The 24,263-nt window shown below is 33.8% G+C and carries 26 protein-coding genes and 1 pseudogene; 1 reads left to right on the forward strand and 26 read right to left on the reverse strand.

Annotated elements, in window-relative coordinates; all coding sequences use genetic code 11:
* Positions 1-668: 668 nt before the first annotated feature.
* The gene (locus RT261_RS13590; RefSeq protein WP_313133249.1) at positions 669-857 is read left to right on the forward strand and encodes a hypothetical protein; all 189 of its coding nucleotides are present in this window, start codon (positions 669-671) and stop codon (positions 855-857) included.
* A 471-nt stretch (positions 858-1,328) separates the two neighbouring features.
* Here RT261_RS13590 and RT261_RS13595 read toward each other — a convergent pair whose 3' ends face one another.
* The 26 genes and pseudogenes from RT261_RS13595 to RT261_RS13720 all read right to left on the reverse strand — a co-directional run.
* Positions 1,329-2,324 carry a hypothetical protein gene (locus RT261_RS13595; protein ID WP_313133250.1) on the reverse strand — a complete coding sequence of 332 codons (996 nt, stop codon included), beginning with the start codon at positions 2,322-2,324 and terminating at the stop codon, positions 1,329-1,331.
* Between the two features lie 235 nt (positions 2,325-2,559).
* Positions 2,560-3,069, reverse strand: coding sequence for a hypothetical protein (locus tag RT261_RS13600; RefSeq protein WP_313133251.1), 510 nt, complete (start codon positions 3,067-3,069; stop codon positions 2,560-2,562).
* Between the two features lie 96 nt (positions 3,070-3,165).
* Complete coding sequence (locus tag RT261_RS13605; protein WP_313133334.1) at positions 3,166-3,561, reverse strand: SMI1/KNR4 family protein; 396 nt, start codon at positions 3,559-3,561, stop codon at positions 3,166-3,168.
* A gap of 85 nt (positions 3,562-3,646) precedes the next feature.
* On the reverse strand, positions 3,647-4,438 hold the full coding sequence (locus tag RT261_RS13610; protein WP_313133253.1) for a DUF6304 family protein: 792 nt from the start codon (positions 4,436-4,438) through the stop codon (positions 3,647-3,649).
* A gap of 44 nt (positions 4,439-4,482) precedes the next feature.
* The gene (locus RT261_RS13615) at positions 4,483-4,857 is read right to left on the reverse strand and encodes an Imm1 family immunity protein (protein ID WP_313133255.1); all 375 of its coding nucleotides are present in this window, start codon (positions 4,855-4,857) and stop codon (positions 4,483-4,485) included.
* A 51-nt stretch (positions 4,858-4,908) separates the two neighbouring features.
* Positions 4,909-5,415, reverse strand: a complete 507-nt coding sequence (locus tag RT261_RS13620; RefSeq protein WP_313133258.1) for a YcxB family protein — start codon at positions 5,413-5,415, stop codon at positions 4,909-4,911.
* A 228-nt stretch (positions 5,416-5,643) separates the two neighbouring features.
* Positions 5,644-6,627 (reverse strand): ankyrin repeat domain-containing protein, encoded by a 984-nt coding sequence (locus RT261_RS13625; protein WP_313133259.1) that lies wholly within the window; start codon positions 6,625-6,627, stop codon positions 5,644-5,646.
* A gap of 202 nt (positions 6,628-6,829) precedes the next feature.
* A complete protein-coding gene (locus RT261_RS13630; protein ID WP_313133261.1) occupies positions 6,830-7,300 on the reverse strand; it encodes a hypothetical protein in 471 nt (156 codons plus the stop codon).
* A 12-nt stretch (positions 7,301-7,312) separates the two neighbouring features.
* Complete coding sequence (locus tag RT261_RS13635; RefSeq protein WP_313133262.1) at positions 7,313-7,918, reverse strand: hypothetical protein; 606 nt, start codon at positions 7,916-7,918, stop codon at positions 7,313-7,315.
* A gap of 94 nt (positions 7,919-8,012) precedes the next feature.
* The gene (locus tag RT261_RS13640) at positions 8,013-8,711 is read right to left on the reverse strand and encodes a hypothetical protein (RefSeq protein ID WP_313133264.1); all 699 of its coding nucleotides are present in this window, start codon (positions 8,709-8,711) and stop codon (positions 8,013-8,015) included.
* A gap of 96 nt (positions 8,712-8,807) precedes the next feature.
* Positions 8,808-9,245, reverse strand: coding sequence for a hypothetical protein (locus RT261_RS13645; RefSeq protein WP_313133265.1), 438 nt, complete (start codon positions 9,243-9,245; stop codon positions 8,808-8,810).
* Between the two features lie 112 nt (positions 9,246-9,357).
* The gene (locus RT261_RS13650) at positions 9,358-10,410 is read right to left on the reverse strand and encodes a suppressor of fused domain protein (RefSeq protein ID WP_313133267.1); all 1,053 of its coding nucleotides are present in this window, start codon (positions 10,408-10,410) and stop codon (positions 9,358-9,360) included.
* 58 nt (positions 10,411-10,468) lie between these two features.
* On the reverse strand, positions 10,469-11,161 hold the full coding sequence (locus RT261_RS13655) for a hypothetical protein (protein WP_313133269.1): 693 nt from the start codon (positions 11,159-11,161) through the stop codon (positions 10,469-10,471).
* Positions 11,162-11,310: 149 nt separating this feature from the next.
* A complete protein-coding gene (locus RT261_RS13660; RefSeq protein ID WP_313133270.1) occupies positions 11,311-11,475 on the reverse strand; it encodes a hypothetical protein in 165 nt (54 codons plus the stop codon).
* Positions 11,476-11,573: 98 nt separating this feature from the next.
* Complete coding sequence (locus RT261_RS13665) at positions 11,574-14,312, reverse strand: N-acetylmuramoyl-L-alanine amidase (RefSeq protein ID WP_313133271.1); 2,739 nt, start codon at positions 14,310-14,312, stop codon at positions 11,574-11,576.
* A gap of 180 nt (positions 14,313-14,492) precedes the next feature.
* Positions 14,493-14,819 carry a thioredoxin family protein gene (locus RT261_RS13670; protein WP_313133273.1) on the reverse strand — a complete coding sequence of 109 codons (327 nt, stop codon included), beginning with the start codon at positions 14,817-14,819 and terminating at the stop codon, positions 14,493-14,495.
* Between the two features lie 44 nt (positions 14,820-14,863).
* The gene (locus RT261_RS13675) at positions 14,864-16,270 is read right to left on the reverse strand and encodes a sensor histidine kinase (protein WP_313133275.1); all 1,407 of its coding nucleotides are present in this window, start codon (positions 16,268-16,270) and stop codon (positions 14,864-14,866) included.
* On the reverse strand, positions 16,267-16,989 hold the full coding sequence (locus RT261_RS13680; protein WP_313133276.1) for a response regulator transcription factor: 723 nt from the start codon (positions 16,987-16,989) through the stop codon (positions 16,267-16,269). Before RT261_RS13680 ends, RT261_RS13675 begins: the two co-directional genes overlap by 4 nt.
* A 392-nt stretch (positions 16,990-17,381) precedes the next feature.
* A complete protein-coding gene (locus tag RT261_RS13685) occupies positions 17,382-18,146 on the reverse strand; it encodes a hypothetical protein (protein ID WP_313133278.1) in 765 nt (254 codons plus the stop codon).
* A 2-nt stretch (positions 18,147-18,148) separates the two neighbouring features.
* Positions 18,149-19,036 carry an ABC transporter ATP-binding protein gene (locus RT261_RS13690; RefSeq protein WP_313133279.1) on the reverse strand — a complete coding sequence of 296 codons (888 nt, stop codon included), beginning with the start codon at positions 19,034-19,036 and terminating at the stop codon, positions 18,149-18,151.
* Between the two features lie 86 nt (positions 19,037-19,122).
* Complete coding sequence (locus RT261_RS13695; RefSeq protein WP_313133281.1) at positions 19,123-20,118, reverse strand: hypothetical protein; 996 nt, start codon at positions 20,116-20,118, stop codon at positions 19,123-19,125.
* A gap of 266 nt (positions 20,119-20,384) precedes the next feature.
* Positions 20,385-21,176: a TraX family protein gene (locus RT261_RS13700; RefSeq protein WP_313133282.1), complete on the reverse strand. Its 792-nt coding sequence runs from the start codon at positions 21,174-21,176 to the stop codon at positions 20,385-20,387.
* 282 nt (positions 21,177-21,458) lie between these two features.
* Positions 21,459-21,719 (reverse strand): helix-turn-helix domain-containing protein, encoded by a 261-nt coding sequence (locus tag RT261_RS13705; protein ID WP_313133283.1) that lies wholly within the window; start codon positions 21,717-21,719, stop codon positions 21,459-21,461.
* Between the two features lie 14 nt (positions 21,720-21,733).
* A complete protein-coding gene (locus RT261_RS13710) occupies positions 21,734-22,723 on the reverse strand; it encodes a hypothetical protein (RefSeq protein ID WP_313133285.1) in 990 nt (329 codons plus the stop codon).
* Between the two features lie 335 nt (positions 22,724-23,058).
* On the reverse strand, positions 23,059-23,826 hold the full coding sequence (locus tag RT261_RS13715) for a hypothetical protein (protein ID WP_313133286.1): 768 nt from the start codon (positions 23,824-23,826) through the stop codon (positions 23,059-23,061).
* 132 nt (positions 23,827-23,958) lie between these two features.
* A pseudogene (locus RT261_RS13720) lies at positions 23,959-24,263 on the reverse strand (SMI1/KNR4 family protein); the annotation flags it as partial.

Here is a 24,263-nt window from a genome sequence, read left to right on the forward strand (position 1 = left end):
AATATTGTAAACTATTTGGTTTCAATTTACAATAGTACCACAACAAACTAAACCCGCAACTCAATAATAGCTACGTGTGATTTTGCATTTCTACTTATTCTTCTATTGGTATCTCAATACCTGACTTGAATTCAACAATGATGTGGTTATCATAAATCGTTGCCTTTTCCAAGAGAATCCTCACATACTCTTCATGGTATTCAGTCAGAATTTCACTCCTTTTTACTTATATAAAATTTACTTATTTTTCTTTCTGAGCTTCTATATGCTCGTCAAATTTTGAACTTTATTTTTGTTCTGCAGCTACTCTACTCCGTCTTAATAAATGAACTATATTATTCCTAAAAATAAAGTTCAAAATAAAATAAAGTACATTTCTCTAAAAATGTACTTTATCGTTCAATTCCTTATCCAGCAAGGATTTCCTCTATTCAATTATAAAGTACATTATTTTTTAGTTATAGACATAAAACTCAACGCCCCGATTACAGTGGTTATTATTCTAGATTATAAGAGATAATACGCTCTGCAACCTCTAGTTGCCTTCGTTTTACTTTTATTTATATGTATTACCATTGTAAAATTTCGTAATACGCCATATTCTATCCAAGATAAAACAAATTATTTCCCTTTGTGCCACCAGCGAAGGTAATGAAATGGAGATTAATATGAAAACAAGAATAAAAAGAGAACTCAAAAACCTTATTATTATGCTTGCGATATATTTTGGCGGTAGCTTTATACTTAGTTTTATATTTAAAACTGAAATGTTTACAAGCATGTTTTTTGTTGCTCTAATTTCAATGGTTTTATCAAACATCATCTTTAGAATTCTAATAAGGAAGAATGATGATTAAAGCAGAACTTAAGATGGTATTAGAATTCCTTTGTTTCATTACTATTTGAAAAACTAGAACTATTCAAAGAATTACCCAAATGCTTTACACATGGATAGAGAATGGGACAAAAGAATCTCCCATTAAATTAGCAAATATATGTATACAGTTTTTACATAATAGGGTCTACGAAAACAATGAGTATCATTCAACTTTTCAATACTTTAAACTATTGTATAAAGTATTGAATGATGAAAAACAGTTGAAACTAACTTTTTTATTATTACCTGAGTCATTATGTTTTATTAAAGCAAAGGCACCAGGACTTTTTTATCCTGATGCCTGTGGTTTCTCATCTGTGCAATTTTATGAATCTTTACTGACTACCCTTTAAAGAATAAGAGTTCTCTTATACTTTATGCTATAGAAAGAATCAATTTTCACATCTAATTCAAGTTCCTTTCATAAATACCTAAAATATTTTGCCTAAATTCAATCTCCTATCCAAAAATACAGCAACCCTCTCTCACCATCCGGCAGTTCAACATAGAACCAGTTTAGAGTCCGATTATCCGGTTCAATATGGATATCAAGGAGCTTTATCTTTGTTGCTTTAAATTCCCTCATAGCTTCAAAATCCCATATCGCATAATCAAAAAAGTTCTCTGGATTTTTATCCAAGGGTACAAAATAGCCGGTACCATTAAGTTCATAGGTTTTTCCAATGTTTTGTTCTACATCTTGATTTGTTATAACATATTTATTGTTCTTAAATTCTCCCCATGCAGAAAAGAATTGTGGTTTGAAATTATTTGCTAAATGGAACCATGATATGAACTTTCCCTGTCCATCCATCAAAGCATATCTATCGATTGAACCTAAAGAATAAAGCTCTTTCCCATCATATCGAAAGAATATAAAATTAGGATCCCCGCTTGGTCCTTCATCAAAAATAGCAACTTCCACATAGCTGTCCCTGCTGTCTAAATCGATAATCTGCATTTCACCGGATGAGTTGAATGGATCTAATGTCACTTTTATACCATTTATCTCTAAATAAGAGCCATCCTCATAGTTCGCTTTTAGTACAGCATTTATACTGTCCGCTTCCCCATCCCCATTCAAGTCATATGCACCTTGAATACCAAAAGTTCGCTCATAAAATTCCAATTTTTCATCATATGAAACATCAAAAGTATAATCTTTAAAATATTTGTCCATTTCAGAAAAATCTTCAATCTTAGGATCTTCCGTAGTTTCAGGAACATCAGACTGTGCAATGGTTACTTCATCTTTATTTGAATCAGCTTCCTCTGTTCTGTCGGAAACTTCCACAGTATTGGTGGGTTCCGGTGCCAAAACAATTTGGTCATTGGACTCGTTAGCAGTTTCTTTTAACTTACATCCAGAAAGCAGAGATAGCAGGAATAGACTTAAAACTAATGAGATACTTTTTGGTTTCTTTCTGTTTTTGCAATTAATAAACATATTATAGTTCCCTCCAGAATCAGGTACCAGAAGTATAAACAATAGGCACAAATTATATTACCAAAATATAGTAATATTATAGTTAATCGACACAGTAAAGTCAATGAATGAATTCTTATTTTATTATTACATTTCCAATTCTACTTTCGTCTTTATCTTATAATATATTGAGCTTCTGTTCCATCTACTCGATCCTTTAAACAGTCAATATCCATCCTATCAACTCAAGCCTATCCTATTCGATAAACAACGATGGTGCCCCATTCCATGTTAAGTCTGGCATTTCAGGGAGTTCATTGAGGTAAATATAAATTGTCTGATTATCTCCCCATCTTCCTGAATCAGGCTTTCTGGTGAGTGCCGTGATATGATAGAAACCATCTTTGACTTCTACTACTTGTTCCTGGGGACATTCTGGTGTAAATTCCATAAGCCAATACAAATCAATAACATGTATTTTTCCGCCTTTCACTTGAAGTCCAAGACGTATATCTACAGGATACTCCTCGTTTATGATTTCATCGGGATATCCACTTCTAAAGTGCAATTTAAATTGTCCGGGAGTCCCAGTGCAGAAAGCAGTTATATCACCTTTTCGGATGTGCGCTCCAATATCAGCAGGGCGATTAAACTCCTGCATTAAAAAGTTATTGCCGACTGCAATATCTGTCACCATATCCGGAGAATAAAATACAATTCCCAAACCATCTATATAAATGCTTATATCTTTGCTTATATTATTCATTATTCTTTGTCCTTACTTGCCGAAATTATGTTAACTTTCCTGCAACTTTGTTTAATTCGCCTGCAAAACGAATGCTTAATTCTTACTTCTGAACTATTAGTTCAGATATGTATCTAAATTCTGAATAAACTTAACAAATGTGTTCCCTAAATCAATCTTATCTTCCTTAGACATTGAAACTGCCGGAACAGCAAAGTAATCTCCATTTGTATCCACACCAAATAATTCACCACCACCGGAGGAACCTATAATACAATGATCGGGAAGAAACTCATCTGTACAATAGTCCTCGTTTATTTCATCTAATTCTTCCAGTGGAAATAATATCAACCATGATTCTTTACCGACACTACCTTCCCCACCATTATATTTTTGCATAAACTCAATATAATCTTGAGGAAGTGTTATCCCTACTATTGATGAAATGCTGATTTGAGTAGGCTTATCAATAAATTTAAACATACCAAAGTATTTTTGTATAAGGTCATTCATTTCCACTATTATCTCCTCCATTCATCCCTACACAGTATATAAATTTCCTATAGCTTTGTTTTAATTCACTTAAAGAAGCGTATGCTTATGTGTATATCAAGCCGCGGTATCCTCCTAAGCAATCGACACGTGGAACAAATTTATCGCAAAGTCCGACCTCCTGACAAATCCTACCCTGATTTATTACATCCCAAATGGTACATTCATTCTCATTTAAATTCTCTCCATACTTTCCATTCACTTGAAGATACTTTTCTGCAACATCAAAAAAGCATAGCATAGTTCCCATATTGCTTTGTCCGTAAGGAGAATAATCAGCATATAGGCATCCAAAACAATTACATAGGTAATATTTCCCGTTTACTTGTTTACATACAGAAAGAAAAGATGTTTCAAAGAAAGTAGATGGGTTTTCCGCTTCAAATATTTCGTTCCCTATTAATAAGCGAAATGATTTACAAGCAGTTTTACCGGGGCGGACCTTTTCTCCATCCAAAAGATAATAAGAACCTGTTAGTTCTACATTACTTCCGATTGAAAAAACAACCTCCAATTCTGCAGAGATTCTGCACTGATTTTTCAAAGAATAACTATATGTCGGTATTTTTATGCTCAAAGTATAAGATTGGAGCATAAATCTATATCCCGCCTCCTTGCTTCCATATTTAAAAAGCAAGAATTTATGTAACGCTCTGTCTATATTGGCGGCACTTTCATTCTCAGACAACTCCCAATCGTCAAAATCCATCCCATAAAAAGTAACGCCATCAATACACATTTTAAGAGGCTGCTCGGTGTCATTGTCACCGTAATGATTTTCAATTATACAATCTAAATTGTGTTTGCCATCACAATAATGTGCCTGCCACTGTTCCATATTTTATCCTTTCATTTCCCATAGCTGCTCATATCTCTACAAAATTATAGTTCTTCCCATTCAATACAGGACGGTCTTTCTTGAGTGTGAAAAAATTGCAGTGCGCATTCCAATGCCGCCATTGTTGGTATTACCTGATTAGCGGCTACCTCATATTGGCCGTCTTCAAACTCAACTTCATCATTTTTTGATAAGTCTCCTACAGATGAAAACATTTCATTATTATTTTCTGAAAAGTAGTTCACGACAGCATATTCACCTCTTACAAGAATAGCAAGGCAGGGATAGTCATTAGAATCATTCGTACAGCTACACCATATTTCATTATTATGATTGTACTCTATACATTCTTTAATCTGTTCTTCGTATTTTGAAAAAGTGATACATTGTATAGTACCTAAATTACTACTCACAAACATAAAATTCTCCTCCCAAAAGTGCCTCTTTAGTCTGCCTTCTTAGTCTATAGCTCATAATATACGCTTAGTGCATTTTAAGTTTGATAATGCCATTTTCTCAAAAGCTTGTTGGTCGGCGAGATTCAGAAATGCTCTTTTGGGTATAAGAGTATAAATGTGCGACACTTGAATTAAGAAATAAAAATCGGTACTTTCCCAAAATTCAGAGTAAATATCCCATTTTAATTCCGAATGGATGGTGGGAGTTTTAAATAGAATACCATCTTTAGTGTATGTTAAATTATATTCTTCGTGATATTTCGATGTCCTCTTGAACTGCTGAATGGGTACGTAAAAGTATAAGGTACATCCTGCTATCAGAGCAAATAACGCAAATCCTAAAGAAAAACCACTTAGCACGCTAAATGATGAAAAGAAGTACCACAATGAAAAGGATAAATATACAGCAAGCACAACAACATTCGTTTTGGTAATTGTCTTGCTTGCAATTATATGCTGTCTCTTTGCTTTCACATATTCACCTTGGGTATATTGGAATGTTAATTCTACCGTTTCCATAATGCAACCACCTTTTATATAAAATTTCTATAGCTTTGTTTTAATTCGCCTACAGAAGCGAATTCTCATTTTTATCCCAGTGCCCAGCTGCAATTCAATAGATAATATCATTCTTTCGTTCACAATTCACCAGGATTTGAATCATTAAATTATCAATTTCCGGATCATCCTTGATTTGATCAAGGATTTCAAAGTCTGTGACCTGTTTTAATTTACCTCCACAATTACCTATCTCTTGTAAGAAGGTGGTATGACATCAATCACATTTCTATTCAATAAGACCCAATCTACCGCGTACTCGGTCAACTTCTTAGGAGCATCAACTGTGTCGCTATGGATTTTTGTAATCAGCCGCTCTACCTCTTCCATATCATTTTGGGGCAACGAATTACCCATTTTAAAGTATTTGGGCAGAATGTACAGCATCTTATCAAAATCCCTGTCCCAATTCATGCCTCCATTTTCTAAAATTTCATGGGATACCTTGCCAACTATTCGTATGACCTCTCCCTGCGCTGTTTTTGCACATCCAGATGGCGGAACAAGGTATTCCCAAAGCTTATTATATTGCTTTGTAAAATCCGTTTCCTGTATTATGATTGGCGAAACCCCATCATGGGTTTCGATAGGTTCCACTGGCGTGACTCCAAAGGTTTTATACAACCACTGGAGAGAATTTTTATATAGTTCCAGCATTTCTAAACTTTGATACCCTCTCTTTCGGAACTCAAACTCCTCGCCGATTTTTGTAATGGCAGTTCTGACTGTTCCGGTAATCTCTGCACCGTTGTCCAGTAGCAGCTTACATAGTGCAGCAAGAGTATCAAGAGGAACTCTCTTCTCCAACAGAGCCACTTCCAGTGGCGTGTGAGCACAATTCCAGACCCGGTCATCATGCCTGGCATTGACGTTGGCTCCATACCGGAGAAGCACCTTGACGGCCTCAATCCTCCCGTAGCGGGTAGCCTGATGCAACGGAGTTTCCTTATTGCGTCCCAGTGCATTCACATCAGCACCCAACGTAATGAGCAGTTCCGCATCTCCGTTGTAGAAGCTACAATGGTTAAAAAGCGGCGGATTTCCATAGTAATCCATTGCGTTAATATCCGCTCCCTGCTCCTTCAGCCAACAGGCAAATTCCTTAAGCAATGGAGTCATTGCAAATGCATTTGAAGAATAACGGCTATATCTTGCATTGACATCGCATTTCAAGTAGACCGCTTTCAGCTCGTCCAAATCGCCCTTTTCAAGGAGCTCTTCAAAATTCTTTGGCAGAGTCGTCCTTTTTTTCACTCACATCACCTCAATCGTTTATTTTCGTTACCTAATTATATAAAAAACAAATTTCCTAATAGCTTTGTTTTAATTCCCATACAGGAGCGAAATTATATTATTAATCAAATTAATATTTTTCCTATTGGAAATAAGATAAATATATCTGATAATTGTACTCATCACTACTATCGCAGCAAACATCTATAAGCAGTTTATTAGTACAATCCAACAAACAAAATCCATAAGTATGGCCTACCATTTTTGCTGTACCATCAATTCTATTTCTTATGAGATTATGTAAAAACAACTGCTCCATTCCCAATACTATATCCAAAATTTCTATTTGGACAAATTTATGGTTGTTTTCATCAAAAAAGATATATTCTTTTCCTGTTTTCAATTCCAATGAATTATGTAACCAAATTATTATCTCATTGATATTTGTATGGCAAGAAATTTTACTTATTGAAAGTGCATCTTCAAAAGAATCATTCAAAAAATTGTCATATAGTCTGCTCTCTGCAATACCAATCATTTTGATTGACGGCATGTGTTTTAAGAGATTACGGCAAGCTTGATTTTTCTTTAGTTCTTCAAGCCGCTCTGTCATATTGTCATCCTCCTAGTCATCCATCCAGGTTTTTCCTTCAATTCTAGTATAAATTATAGAAGAATTATATTCAATAATTCCTTTTTCTGAATCTAAAACTTTATGAGTTCCATTGGGAACATAGTTTATTCGTGAATATAACACTTTATTTGTATCCTTTTTCTCATATCGTTCATACACAATTTGATGTGAATTAACCCTATATTCTTCCGAAACCATACCGTCAACATATACTGTGACATATGTATAAGTTGGATAGGATCCTCCATTATTAAAGAAGGGAAACAAATATCTCATATCTGTTTCATAATAAGGTAAAAATACAACATCGATTCTTCCGTTAATAAACGAATCGATTTTTGCTATTCGATTGTCTTTTTTTACTATCCTCAGGTAATTTTTACTCCCTTTTCTTAATTGAGGTTGTTCTCGCACTTTGAACTGCTGCAGTCGCAGTTCATTCATTAAGCCACATTGTCGTCCTATACATAGATCCTTTTTAGAATTCATGTATGCTATTTCGGCATCTGTTTCATCAATTACAGAATATACAAATTGCTTTCTTTTGCTATTTGTCTCTGATAACAGTTTATTTAAATACTCAAATGTAATTTCCATGGCTTTTTCAACCTCGTCAAATATCATTTTTTTCTATATTTTAGAGTAATAAAATTCACTTACAAGAGTAATACTTATCAATTATATTACGATACTATTCCTTATAACAAATATGGTGTTTATCTAAATACTCCGCAAAATGACTGTAACTTCTTTTATTATCAAGATATTTGTCCCAAGCCAAATAGAGCCTACGACATAAGTCAATAAATGCTTTCTGATTTTCTCCCAGCACACTGCATAGCTGCTCATACTCGCTTAAGTCTTCTAACATTTTTGGTATTGCGGATTTTTCAGCGCCATTCATACCATTCAAAATGCCATAAGGAACTTCATGTATGGTAAAACCAATGATTCTGCTCATTAATACATATTTGTAATGCAGCACGGTTTTGTTATCCGGCTCCTTCTTCAATATAAATCCGGCCACATCAAAAGGAGTATATGCCCAGTCGGATGCTTCACAAAAAATTTCCACAAAATCTCTGGTTGTACCAATGTAATGATCGCTATCATCTTCAAACATAAAGCGGATAGCATCAATACTGTTATTTTCAATGTCCTCATAAATGCAAGGTACTAATACTTTTAGGAAAAAAGGCCGTTCATATACTAAATCAGGATTACATTTAATAAACGAACGAATTTCTCCCATATCAGGCATTTGTGAATAATAGCAATTCTGCCAATCCATTAGCATGTGATGTCTTTCTTTTCGATCACTCTTCTTCCATGTGCTATGTACAGGAAAACGTTGATATATGTTCAAATAGTCCTGCAAAACCTCTGTCAAAGTACCACTCCTTTAGTAAAAATATTGATTTTATGTAGCTTCGTTCTAATTTACCTGCTGGAACAAACACACATTATCTGAACAGCAAACAAAAATTTAGCAAGTGGTTTTTCGCAGAGTCTTGAGAAATGATAAGGAATTTTCACCTTCTTCCTTGCTTGTACTGAATACATTTATGGACAGAAGTTCCCCTGCAGCATAATAGCAAATACATGTACGATACACAAGTGTACCATTTTCTGTATATATATCCTCAAAAGCTTTTGAATAAAAGCCATCTAAAGTATATTGAATTATCTCTTTCGGGTTCGCAGATTTAGGTATAGTTCGCATAAACGCATTTTCCATTACTTCAATAGGAGCTAAAATTCCTTGTTTTTCTGCGTGAAAAGAAGTTATTCGAATTGTTAAGTTGCTATCTGGCGTATAGAAAATATTTTCACCGCCATCCTCTTCCTCTTTATGTATCCAATTACTTGAAAATGATACTTGCCAACCACAAGGCATTTGATATTCTAACAATTTAAATGACATGAGCACCGCACCTCACTAATTATTAATTTCCTATCAAATATAAATTGCTGTACTTTATTTTAGTCCACCGACCAGATCGAATACTTATAGCTATCCCTGATAATTTGGATTTTTAATTAAATATATGTATGTTTTGGGTATCTATCTGTTTCAACATCTCATCTGTTCCAATTTCTATAATTGTCTCATATACTTCCTGTTTTACCGGAACCACCCAAAGGAGATTTACCTCATCTCCATTAAATTCGGGATAAATCGGAGAAGAAAATTCTTTCATAACCCTTGCATTCAATAACCATATGGCACTATAACCTTGGATCACATTGCATGGTATCGTGTGACCATGTCCCAGAAAACTTATTTCATTCCATGGAAGACATGCAATACTGGATAAAAACGAATACATCTTTGGACAGATATCTTGCCATTTTTCCGTTGCTGCAAACCCAAGCTCTATTCTTCTAAAATTTTGGGCATCTTCCTGAAAATACTGTTCCACTAGAGGCATTGGTAAAAGGCTGACACCCGCTGTGATTCCATAGAAAACATTCCCTTTTCGTCCGGTAATCAGTGCCTTGGGAGGGAAATTACCACCATCTATTGCATAGTATTTTTCATGAGTTCCAAAAAAATCTTCCAAAACCTTTAAATGCATTTGCTGAACATCTCTCCAGAAATCGTCACCTAAATAATTCCAAAACTCATGGCTCTTATGAATTCGTTCCCTCAAAGTCTTTTTAGCATCCGTTATCTCCCACGCAAATGGAGTCATGCCAACTATATATTTTGCATATCCAGAAAAATCCTTTAAACCACCCCATCCTGGTATTACACATAAAATATCATCACGGTACATCAAAGCAGCCCCATCACCCTCCTCAAACCATTCAACCGTTAAGTTTTTTGGATTAAGCTGAATACCATTTACGTTATGTGAAATCCATTTTCGTGGCATTGGAGGAGCTGTACCCTTGTCCATAGTTTCCATATTCAATTCTTCGGGTGCCGGACAGGCATTTGCTATCCAGCAGCTTTTTATGTACGCCTCCTCTTTCCCCGGATGAAACCAAAGATAAAAATAATAACAGCTTTCGCTCTTCTCAACAAAAGCCTGTACATCACAACATGGGGACCAACTTTCTAATATTATTTCTGGCTCTTTCATATTCATCTTTTCTCCTGTAAATTCTGATATTGCTTGCGTTATTAAATTATATAAGTCTTTATTCTACTACTATTTTTTCCATGTCACGGAAGGGTAGCATGCTACCGATAACAGTGTTACTGTCTCCAGCTATATCAGTTTCCTTACCCGTTTTTTCCTCCGTCACTCTAATACCTACCGCTTTTATACCAGCTTCTGCATCGTAATCGTTATAGACCTGATACTGATAGCCACCATTGCTAAATTTAAAACTGTTGAGATCCAAGCCTGCATTTTCAACTCCACCGCCTCTTAAATAATAGGAATAGGTAAAATAGATAAAGGAATTCTCTCTGTCTTCTGGAAATTCTAATTCTATGTTATCCATTGTACCAAATCGATAAACTATGTAGCTTTCATCATCTGCCATGCAAATTGATACTGATTTTTTAGAATCAGCAACCCGAAAACCAAACACCACTTTCTCACCTTCTGTCGATAAATCCTCTTTGTATATCTTTTTTATTGAATTATCGTCTTCCAGCTTTATTTGGGTTTCACTTTCATTCACTTTAGGTGTAGAATCTGCTTCTTCCTCTTTAGCAGGTTCTTCATCCGGTATTGTACTACTGCTTTCAATTTCTTCTGTATTTTCTATATGATTGGATTCCGTAGGTATCTCCGATTCCTTTCTATTTTTACACCCTGTAAAAAGCATGCATATTAATAGTAAAAACATCATTAGCTTTGTCAACTTCTTTATAAATTTCATTTATTATTCTCCTCTCACGAATATATATTTACAAACATTTCCATTGCCTTACTATGTAAATTTGGTTGAAGAAAAAATTGTTCCGGATTGTACCGCTGCTCCTATTTTGAATCTTGTTTAATATAAAATGGTACTGTTTATCCAAATCTTTATTCTTCTTCGCACACCCCTAAAAATTTAAAATGTCCAAATTCACTATTTTGAATTTCTTTAATTTCACCTTCATATTTCAATTTTCCCACTATAATAGCAGTATTGTAAAAGCCTTCTAAACCACTTGGATAATTGGCCTTAAGTTCATCAATATCAAACACGTCTGCCTATAGCCAAAGTTCTCAAAAACTCAATACACCACTTTGGCTGTAGAAGTTTAACGCTTTTTCATTCCCTGTGATTTAGGGCCCTTCTCAGGCTATCTGCCTGTTGGATATTCTTCAAATACCTGACATAAGGTGTCGTATATAGTCTTAGCTGCATTTTCCTGAAAAACAGGATCATTTAATAATTCCAGCTCCTGTGGATTTGACATAAACCCTAATTCAATCAGTACGGCGGGTACGGAATTCTCTCTTGTTACAATAAGTGATTTGTCCTTTACTCCTCTGTTTATCGTTCCAAGGTTTTGTGTCAGTGCTGTCTCCAGCATTTCCCCCAGCCTTTTACTGGTAAGGCCACTTCCATTGGCTTTATTGTTCTTTGAATTATAATAAACCTCTGTTCCCGCTGGTGATGTTTTTGTATTGGAATTCATATGAAGACTTACATATAAATCGGCTCCTATCCGTTTTGCCTGTGCCGCTCTATCATAGTTTTCCGTGGTTATATTGGAATATCTGACTTCGTCCCCATATCTTGTATAGTATACTTTAATCGGTGAATCCGGTGCATTAAAATATTCTTTTGCAAGATTGTAAAGAATCTGCTCATTTAAGTCTTTTTCCTTAATCTTTACACCATTTAAAGTGCGGGTAGCTCCTGCTGCATTACCTCCATGACCCGGATCCAAAAGTACAATATTCTGATAGATATCTCTTGGGTCACCAAGTTTAACACTAACTCCATAATTCGTCTCGGAAAGTTTAAAGCCTTGAAGCTTTGAGGTTTCAATTACAATTTCTGTCTGGTTGTTGACATAAGCAACGGTAACATCCTGTACCACCCCTGCGGATACGGTAACCGGGTTTTCATCATAAAACTGTGTCCGATCTCCAGGCAGTAAAATCGCGATTTTATTTTGATAATAACGATATCTGTCTTCTGTTGTAATATCACTAAAGATAACGCCTGCTGGTAATTTAAACTGCAAGGCATTTTCTATATTGTTTTCTGTCTCTCCACTATTTCCGGGTTCGGAGGATTTTGTTAAAAATACGGTATAAGTATTTTGGTTTCGGTCTACTCTATAGCTGTAAACTTCTGATTTTTCGATAGTAATGCTGGTAGTATAATCATTGATACCAGTAACACTTACTGCCCTTACGCCTTCCAGAGAAGAGGAATCTGCATTATTATTTCCGACTCCGTTTATAGTAAAGGGAAGTTGTAAAATTAGATAGTTACCACTTTCAGCTAAGGTAACTGAAATATCCTCCATGGCTGTTATTTCTACAAACTCTTCTCCATTTTTCCTTCCTGCCGTTATGGCATTTACATAATTAGGGAACAGCGTTATAGTCATGGTACATTTATCTTCGGATAAATCAACAGCGTATTTGGTATCTGTACTTGATAATTGAAAGCTTAGTTCACTATTATTTTCAATAGCATGGTAAACGGCGTTAAATTCTCCTGCCAATATGCCGGATAGATAATAGGATGTATTATTTATGTAAGCATTATTTATAAGAAGTTTTAGGATATTTCCTTCTTCTGTTATGGTTGTTTTGCTTATGGGGGAATTTGCCTTAATAGTGTATACTTCTTTTCGATTGGAACTACTTAAAATCTGGGTTTGGGTTACGGATTCAATAAAGGCTGTTGATACAACATCCTGTGAAACTTCAGCACTGTTAACCGCATTACTGGCAATTGTATAGTTTTCTAACAATTCCGGTAAAAGTCCCCACTGGAATAAAGTAATATCCGGCAGTTTTGTTTGCCCTGTTTCACCAGTATTTCCGTTATCCCTGCCACCGTTATTTGTTCCATTATTTTCATTCGTTATTTTCTTTGTCGTAATTTGTGACGTTTTCATACTATTATTCCAGGTATATGAAAAGCCCAGATTGGTAGCCACAAAATTTCCCGGAACCAAAGCACAGCTTTCCTTGCTTTGAAGATTCTTGACAAATAAGGGAGCAGTGTCCATGACCTTCGCTTTATCGTTAACATACGCCATTTTGCTTCCAACGGTCAATTGAATTTTTATATCTCCCTTTTTTAAAGTTATCTCACCTGTGTCCTTATTATAGGAATAAGATACTTTCATGGGAGATTGGGAAAATACCCTGTAAGCTGGAAGAAGAGCTGTATCATCCACAACCATTACCGGTATGGTATTGAGAGGAACCTCAGCACCGTCAAAGGTTACCTTTCCCTGAGTGCCGGTATAATTAACGTCCTTATCGCCGTAGTTTAACTTTAGACCACCTGTAATAGACGCGATGGAGGTACTGCTGTTCCATTGATAAGAATATCCGAAAGCCTCTGCCACAAATCTGACTGGTACTAATACCTTGGAGGTTTTTTGTTCCTTATACTTTATTCTAACCGGAGCAAGGGGAGCCGTAACTTTTTTTCCGTTCAGCAATACGGTTTTACTTCCTAATGTCATTTCCATTACGGTACCGCCGGAAGTTAATCTTAACTTTCCTGTCTTCTCATTAAAAGTATGCTTCATTTTTATTGGCGAGCTGACAAAAATATCTTTAAAAGAAGCCATGGATGAACCATCAATGATAATACCGGGTGTTTTAGTTGCAATTTTCTTACCATTATAGGTATAGACCACCTGCTGATCTGTATATTTAAAATCCTGTTTTGTCTGGTAATTATAAAGGGACAAAGCTGCTGCCGCATCCGCCCGGGATACTGGCAGAAAACACAACACTGCCAGTATAGTAAATATACACGCCAGCTTGTATTGTAATGGCTTCTTCCTTTCTTCTCGTTTACAATAAACTTGTTGTTTTCTACTTCTGACTATTCTCAAAGCTTATTTCCTCCTTGGTTCCTTACTGTTACTAAATTTACTTCTAAAAATTGTTATAAATGTGTCAATTTTCCATCATATTTCTTAATATTTTACAAAAAAACAGCCCCATATCTAGTATTTAGGCGGGTTACACAATAATGGATAAGAAGTAATTAATCTTCTTTAATCCTGTCCTTTTTACAGTTCTAATAATTTATAATACCTTGTGATTTTATTGCTTAAATCCCGTACACTAATATATCCAGCTTCTCTAATTGTAATTTTTCCCTCAACAAATACAAGAATGGCGGGCACGGTAAAAAAGTTATAAGATACCGCTATATTATTTGATTTATCCACATCTACATAAATACTTTTAATCTTTGGAAACTCCTTTAGCATTTCTTCTACTTTCGGCTTTAAGTCCGTACATACTCCGCAGGTTTTATTTCCAAAATAAATCAAAACCATATTATTGCTATCTATTGATTGTTTTATTGATTCTAATGAATCATAATCCTTCACTAAGATCAACTCCTCTAATAATTTCTAATCTAATTTCTAATCGCTTATAAAATTATTTCAACTCTAGTTCCTGCTAAAAGTTCACTCTCCACTTTGATTATTCCACCATGTGTTTCTACGATGTCCTTCGCTATTGCCATTCCAAGTCCGGAACCTTTATGTCGTTTTCCTGTATTGGTTCCCCGATAATATCTTTCAAAAATATACTTTAACTCTTCCTCCTGAATGCCTTTTCCATTGTCTTTTATAAAAATGTGCACTCTGTCTTTTCTCTCTACCTTAACTTCTATTGCCACATTTTCATCATTATGAACGATAGCGTTATATAAAATATTTGTGATAACTCTTTTTATTAATATTTCATCAATATCTACATCAATCACTTCTCTTGTTGCTGAAAAGTCTATGTCCACATTGCTATTTTGTGGATTATTTAAAATATCGATTACAACTCCCCTGACCAGACTTACAATATTGGTATGTTTCTTATTCAAAGTAAGAGCTTTATTCTTTAATCTGGTACTTAAATTTAGATCATCAATAAGTTCTTTGATATAATCCGATTTTTCTTCTATTATTCTACTATATTCTCTCACTTCTTCTTTCGTACAATCGTATTCCTCACTAGACAATATCTCCGCATATCCTTTCACGGAAACCAGTGGGGTTTTTATATCATGAGAAATATTTGATATCCATTCTTCTCTCATTTTATCTAAATTCTTTCTTTCTATTTCATTGCTTTCCAGTTTTGAAGATAAATTATTTATATTATGATATATTTCTTTATAAATTCCTTTTTCTTTTCTTTCTAAACTATACTCTCCCTCTGATAGGCTTTTAACATCCTTAACAATATTAACCAATGGCTTTGTAAGCCTTCTGCTGAATAAATACCCAAACAATAAAGCAATAAGGGCATCCAGAAATATCATTATATAAATGCCAATTCTTAAGCTATTATCAAAATTATAAACATCATAGGAGAAAACGTTTCTTTTAATCTTTTCGGATGAAAATCCTATAATATAACTATAATTTCTATTACCAAGATTTTTTTCAGCTACAAATATAGTGGACATAGTTTCGCTTGAAATATATTTATATGCATGGATCAATTCTACAGGTGTATAATGATTTTTCACATTCATAGGTTTTTGGAAGTTATAAACTTCATTTCCCGCCTCATCTAAAACCTGTATCCAAGCTTCTTTTTTTTGCAAAAGCTTTTCACCGTCGCTACTAATATAGATTTTATCTTTATCTTCCATCAGATATATTTCAAATTCCCTTGTAAAGTCCTCTGGTGAAGAATAAGCAATACCATTTGCAAGATTATTTCTGCCACCATTAAATATAAGAAGAGCTACTCCAATAATGTTAATAACGATTACAATAACAGCGACGGAAACTATAGTTGCAATAAACCTGCCTGTAATTTTCCAATTCATAGGGTTTCATCCTTTAAAACAAATTTATATCCTAATCCTTTTATATTAAGAATATACTTCGGATTCGAGGGATCCATTTCAATTTTCTCTCTAAGTCTTCTGATATGCACCATTATTGTGTTATCAAAACCTATATAATCTTCTCCCCATACTTCACTACACAATTTTTCTTTACTTAAGATTTGATTGGGGTGCTTTGCCAAATATAGAAACATTTTATATTCTTTCGGTTTTAATTCTATAAGTTCTCCATCTTTCCTAACTTCTATTTTTTCCTCATCTATTTGAAAAGGCCCAAGATTTAATATAGTATTCTTATTTTTTTCTTCTTCATTATAACCGCTTCTTCTTAAAATGGCTTTTATTCTATAGGCTACTTCTTTGGTACTGAACGGTTTTGTTATATAATCATCTCCCCCTAAGGCAAAGCCCAGTACTCTGTCAATTTCTTCTGTTTTTGCTGATATAAATAAAACAGGTACATTGGAAGTTTTTCTGATTCTTTTACAGACTTCATATCCTTCCTCATCAGGCAGCATAATATCTAAAAGAATGATATCCGGATTAATTCTTTTAAACAACGTAAACCCACCTTCCCCATCCTCAGCCGTATATATGTTTTCAAATCCTTCTTTTTTTAGAACCATAGATAATAACTTTAATATATCTTCTTCATCATCTATGATTAATATTTTCTTATTGCTTAATGATGTTTCCATATTAACCTCAATTCCGGTGTTTTAGCACACTAGTCCTATTATCTCTTTTAATTATATCCCAATACAAAATATATTAAAAGAACCAAGTTTTTTAAATTTGGTTCTTTTTTTAAAATTTATTTATATTTTGTTGAAACTTTATTATTTATAGGGATAAAACATATATACCATTATTAAACCACCAATAAAGAATATAAGTCCTATGATTAAAAAGACTAAAGTATTTCCATTCCATGCCGGTTTATTTCTAAAAGCTCTCCATCTGTAGGACACTCCACTCATTCCCATAAAAAGAAACCCAATAAATAAAATGATTATACTAAACAAAAACAAACTATTTGTCACAAGTTCCTCCAATTCAATGTTATTTAATATTATCCCACCTGATTCTTTTATCTTTTATTTTCTTTCGTAAATGCAGAATATGTGAGTTTAGGTAGAATGAAATATCCTGCTATAAATATCACTCCTTGCATTACCATTATTCCGGCACTTGCCTGATATTTGATTAACTGTGAAGACATCATTCCCCATAATGGAGTCATAACAATAAATTTACTTGGTAAAAAAGGTGCTATTATATAGGGAAGACCCATTATTAAACCACCAAAAATAAATGCTATCGAAGCAGTTTTACTGATCGATGATAAAAATAATCCTAACTGAGAGAAGAAAAAAGAAGCTATGATTACGGTAATAATCAATATTAGCATCATTTGAAGGACATTTAAATTTGAATTTATTCCTTTAAAATACCAAAGGTTTTTTAAGGGCATGTCCAAACCTTTAAAATCAGCTTTCCTAAGACCGTCCAGGTATATTGCTATAATAATAGATATATTTACTATGGATGTTGCTAAACCTGCTCCTATTCCCTTTGCTATCACTAATTTTCTCTTACCATTTCTTGTTGTGTTTATAAGTTCATTCATATTCGAATTATATTCTAAAGTATAAGAACCGGACAAAATCATAAACATAAGGAGCCCCATTATAGGTGTATAACCATAACTTTTAAAGAAAACATCCGCATAAATATCACTTACCGTACCATTATGGATTAATAACATTCCTAATAACAAGGATGCTGCCCAGGTTATTAGAATGCTTTTTTTAAGTAATACTTTTCTTAATTCTAATTTTATAAGGGTACCCATTTTTATACCTCCTTTGTGTTTTCTAAATCGAAATAGAACATGTAGACATCTTCAAATTTAGGCTCTATCACCTCTGCATTTTCATAAGTTACGACTTTATCGCTCACAATTCTAAGTTCCGTAAAGTCAATTCCTCTTTGAAGATTTACCACCTTGTATCTTTGTTGTATTTCTGTCAATTGGTTTTCATCCCTGGTTCTTATTCTGTATACTTTTCCACTCATATCGGATAGAATTTCCCTATGGCTTCCCTTCATTATGATTTCACCTTCTTTTATCATAATAGTTTCTTTTGCTATGGATTCTATGTCAGAAATAATATGAGTGGAAAGTATTATGATCTTATCTTTGGATATCTCCGATAATAAATTTCGAAATCTGGTCCGCTCCTGTGGGTCTAATCCCGCTGTTGGTTCATCTAATATAATAATCTTAGGATCATTTAATAAAACCTGAGCGATTCCTACTCTTCTTTTCATTCCTCCTGAGAATTTCCCAACCGCTTTATTTCTTACTTCATAAAGTCCAACCAACTTTAATAATTCATCTATTTTGTTATTGGCTTCCCTTTTATCTACTCCTTTTAAGGCTGCTACATATTGTAAAAATTTCTTAGCTGAAAAGTTTTTATAAGCTCCGAATTCTTGTGGTAAATAACCTATAATTCCTCTGTAGTTGTCTTCTATACTATAAATGCTTTTGCCATTATAGACTATCTCTCCCGATGTAGGTTTAATCAATGTAGCTATTTGCTTCATAAGCGTTGTCTTACCGGCACCGTTAGGGCCTAAAAGTCCATATACACCATTTTCTAAGGTGAGTGTTATGTTATTATTTGCATTTTTCTTTCCATAACTTTTTGTCAAATTTTTTATTTCAAGTTTATTCATAATTTTTCCTCCAAACCATATAAAATCAAACAAGTTTTTATGTTTGAACCATACTTAAAAGTGCTTCTTACACTTAACCACCTGATTTATCTTGTTAAATATTTTCTAAAGATACTTCTGCATGAAAGTATCCCTATAAAGAGAACAGCTATCATAATGCCCAAACATAAATTTGTAATGTCTAAGCTTATATTAAACATTCTAAATCTTCCAGAATACATTCCGGCAAATTCATTAAAATTAAATATTAAATCAATATAATTAACTTTTGAAAATATCATCAATGCTTCGTTTGGTAACCATCTAATTAATGTCATTACCTTACCTGAAAATATAAAAATGAAAAATGCACTTGTAGATTGAATTGAGTTGGTGGTAAGGAATGAAAATAAGCATCCGAATACTCCCAATGTGATAAGGAGTAGAAGCATAATACCTGTTTTAAGTAATATAAATTCGTATATTGTATAAGCATCTTTAATTAATAATGGATTATCCAATATTCTTAGAACCTGTAAACCTCCGTTGATCGGTTTTCCAAATTGTATACAGGTGATTATAAACTGTATAATTAGATATACTGTATATAGAATTACTGGGATGACTATACTTAAGGCCAGTTTTGAATATAATACTTTATATTTATTTCTCGATGTCAAAATTAACTTATCAACGGTTGATATCATCTCGTCTGTATAAATATTTGAGAAAATAATTACTATAATGATAAGCATAATAAAAATCATAAATGGATGAAACGCTCTATGATGAAATGCCTTCCAGAACCTAATATCCTTATATTTATTGAACTTTATTGCCGATAATTTTTTATTGGATATTTCTTTAAATTCCTTTGATATATCATCCTTTGCTTCACTTTCACTAACCTCTCTTAAAAGTTCAACATTCATGTTAAATTGTTCTTCAACAGTGGTTATACCTTTACTATTTTCTCTGTAATCATTTACTCCTTCTAAGTTCGGTTTTATGAATATCATAGATATAGAAAGTATAAAGAATAATATGAAAGTAAAAATTCCATTTTTTGATTTAAATATTTTCTTTAATTCCCATTGAATCATTATTCTGCCTCCTATCTTCGTAGAAAATATTTAATTTAATAGCGTAACTCTTTGTAACACGAATCCTAATAAAAATTATGTTTTTATCTTCCTACAGTTTTATAATATTTCATTCAAAGGGAGGATTCGCAGTCATTTATCGCTGCCTGCTCATAATCTTATTGCCAATGACATTTAGACAAGAGCATGAACTTCATCTAACAGGAAAGTCTATGTTTCGCTTAAAGAAACGTAGGACTTTCCTGATAAGGTTAAAATAAGTTATTTTATTTGCTCATAACATAACATGAGATTATATAGAAAATGTATATATGAGCTGGATAGAAGACATAAAACAGATACTTCATTCCCTTTCCTTTTTTTCCATTATATAAATACAATAGTGGTGTGGCAAAAATCATCATCCACTGATAATTGTCAATGAACAATCCATGAATACTAATTTCTCCTGTAAAAATAAAAGCGACACATATTGCTATATATGCTATTAATTGCTTTTTCTTATCTCCTCTTAGTAAGTACAGGATTATTCCAATTCCCACAAATATGGGCCCCCCCTCCACAAAAAGAGGTGATGGAATAACCAAAATCAAATAGAGTAAATTTTCAATGTTTGTTATAAACAATATTGATAATGCTATCGGCAGTAGAAATAGTAAAACACCTATAAATATTCTGATTATACTTTTTTCTTTAATTCCTTTTGCTATGAAATCAATAATACATAGATATACCGTAATCATAAATAAAGTTGCAAATATATTATTCATTAATCCAAAAGAATCCGTTCTTTGAAAATAATTTGGAATTAAATAATTCCCTATATTCATTAAAGTTGATGCTGCAAACAATCTAAGCATATACTTTTTCTTGCTTCGGGTGTGTATATATCCTTCTATGGTCATAAATATAAAAATAGGTGCTACAATTCTTCCTACCCATTTAAAAGCCAGAGGTATTGCTCCGGTGAAACTAAAAAATTCACTAATGTGGTCAAATATCATTAATAATAGTCCAATTATTTTTAATTGAAATCCTGTAAGTCCTTTTTCTTTCATTTATTGTTGTCCTCTCTTTAATTATCATTTTACTTTATTATAAATAGACAACCTTAACTGATGATAACCCCAATATTAAATAAACCTTAATTTTTTAAAAAAATTTTTAATGATTGTAATTTTATGTACGTAAAAATCCCCAGACAATTAGTCTGGGGAAAATAGCTATAAAACACAGCATTATTTAAGTTTACTATATTCTGATTCTACATACTAGATGATAAAGCATTTTGTCCCGTGGCGGTGCTTTTAAGGACTGTCAGGAATGAAATAGATTATTCCTTATACCTGCTGAAGCCGCTTCTTAATTTCCGGGATACTGTATCCCCGTCTCTTCAACTCCTGGATTTCAGTAATCCTTGCAACTGTCTTTTCCCTTGGAAATCTCCGTGTCAGATTCTCCTCTTCCTGTTCAAAGGGCAGCATTCCTTCCTCAGTGTAGAATTTCAGGGTACTATACCGGCTTCCGGTAAGCCGGACCAATTCTCCGATGGTGACATATTCGGACACTGCTATCTTCTCAAGGGAGCGCTGTCTTGACATTTCTACCCCTCCTTTTATATCTGATAGCGTCGGAGACGGATACCGTGAACCGGAATCTTTCCCATAACTGCATCAGGGACTGCTTTATATAAAATATTGTCTATCTTTAATAGAGGTACTACTCCTGCGCGAAGCACGGTAACTTCATGACCGTAATCTTTCAGACGTTTCAGAACGTCTTCAAGGCGCATCTTAGGGTCGGAAAACATGGCTCCCGTATCAATAAATACCGATTGTGAACGTTCAATAAATGGAAAATCATAATTTATCCCCGTACCGACAGGCGTACTCATTAACTGTCTTTTAAAGGACAGAAAATTTTTTACGGCAGTCTCCGCCATATGATGGATACAAACCTCAAATAACTTCATTGCAAGCCGGCTGCTTTGATACAGTTCATTAAAACGAACCAGAACGTTATCCAATTCATTTTTTGCAAATATCTCGTTTAAGCAAGCACTTTCCCGGAGAAGCCAGAGCTTTACGATGTCTTCGTCCGTGAGCTTACCCTCTTCCAGCACTTCGCTTCTGATTCCTTCCGTTTGACGGATATATTCTGAACTGTTGCTCCTATATTCTCTCATGGTTATATTTGCTGTTGCATAAAATAAATCACAACCTAAAAGGTTCGGAATTTCCTCTAATAAATTAATTCCTTTTAAGGAATCTGTTATGACATGCTCTACTTTCTTTAAGTTTTTGTCGGAGAGGGCCGAAGCTTTCATAATCCACCAGTCTAGGTTTCCTTCCAGACTGACTTTATTCTTAAATATATGTTTAAGGACCTCCTCCTGATAAAGTAGAATGTCCGGCTGCTCCAGCACTTCCCTGTTCAGAATCAGTCGTTCTTCTTTCTCCGTAAAGCAGCCAGCTAAATAAAGCTCCAGTATAGCAGCTGCCGAGATGCAACGAAGTGCCATCTTTTTTGCTGTTGTCATATGATGACTGTCCAGCGAATTGAGTGATATGATTGTAAAACCTTGCGCTAACGTTAAATCCTCCATATCTATACATCCTCCTATAATTAATATATTTATTTGTTATTCCTTGTCCCTTACGCTCCCACTTATTTACTTTTACTTACCACTTACTACTTACGATTTAAAGTTAACACATAATCTGAAATTTGTAAATAGACTTTTTTTTTTACTCTATTCATTTAAGCTTTTGGCAGGCTAAGGGTGGAGCTGTTAGGACCTGGTAAAAATATTCAATTCATAAACCCCTAAAATGTAACAAATTAGGATTCATCCACTATCTTCTTTCAATTTGAAATTCCAATTTCAATTTAAGCATAAAAAATACCAACTAAATATTGATAGTTGGTATTTTTCTGTATCTATGACCGGGCAGAGAGTTCTGTTTCAACATTCTTTTGAGAAAACTCATGCCAATCTACATCCTTTTTTTCATCTTGCTCTTTAATGAAAGAATTATAGGATTCTTCTGTAACGGATTCATTATTAATGAAGTATGATATAGTCATACTATCATTATTCTGGCTTGCTTGCATATTTCCCAATATGTCAGTTTCATAGCCATCTGATTTGAATTTCAATTTTCCATATCCATTATCTGCTGCACCATTTGAATACTGAAATGTTCCGTCTGCTTTAAGCCCTTCTAAACCTCTGTATACAATATTGTATCCATAAACTGTATCATCCATATAATGCAGTATTTCATAAAACTCTGGATTATTATCCACTGCCAATTCAAGAACAACTTCAGGCACCCCGTCGCCATCCATGTCCATTACCGTAAAATGTGTTACTTTTAAAATGGCTCCATAAATCTCTTTGTTCGTTAAAAAGTCATTCAAAGATAATTTCTTCTCGTTATCAATGCTGAAAAATTCGGCGTTATCTAGCAATACTGCTTTATATGCATCTAATACCGGATTATCCTTAGATGGCAACGTAATATTGGTATCTTCATTTTTGTTGTCTGAAGAAGGGCTGGTCTCAGTAATTTTACTATCACTTACACTATCGCTATTGTTTTGTTCTAAATTATTTTGTTCTAAATTGCTTTTACTGCTTGAACACGCAGTAATGGAAGTGCTTAACAGAAGCACAGTAAGTATATACATAATTCGTGATTTCATTTAATAATTTCTCCTTTTAAAGTATAGATTATCTTTTAACTTTATCCTTATTCTACTAAGACTATGATTAGGTAAATGCTCAAGCCTTCCTTATAATGTCCTGATAAATATTGAATTACCCGTTCCCCCTTCCTAAGCCTCATATTGATTACATAACAACGAATATTCTGTAAAATAATCAACATCATTACCATAATCAAGCCATTTTTCAAACCAACCCAAAAAATCTTGACGCTGCCAACAGGGCTGTACTCCTACATCACAAAAAAACCAAATTTCCCCACGGCATTTCCCTGTAACAATTAAATTATAGGATTGTGCATCTCCAATATGAATAAGCTCAATATTTCCATTTCCGACTTCCAACAACCGCGATCCGGATGGATATTCTTCATCCTCCCAAATCCAAGGATCTTCAAACGGAAAAGTAGCTGATA

The sequence above is a fragment of the Anaerocolumna sp. genome (assembly GCF_032079385.1).
GTDB lineage: Bacteria > Bacillota > Clostridia > Lachnospirales > Lachnospiraceae > Anaerocolumna.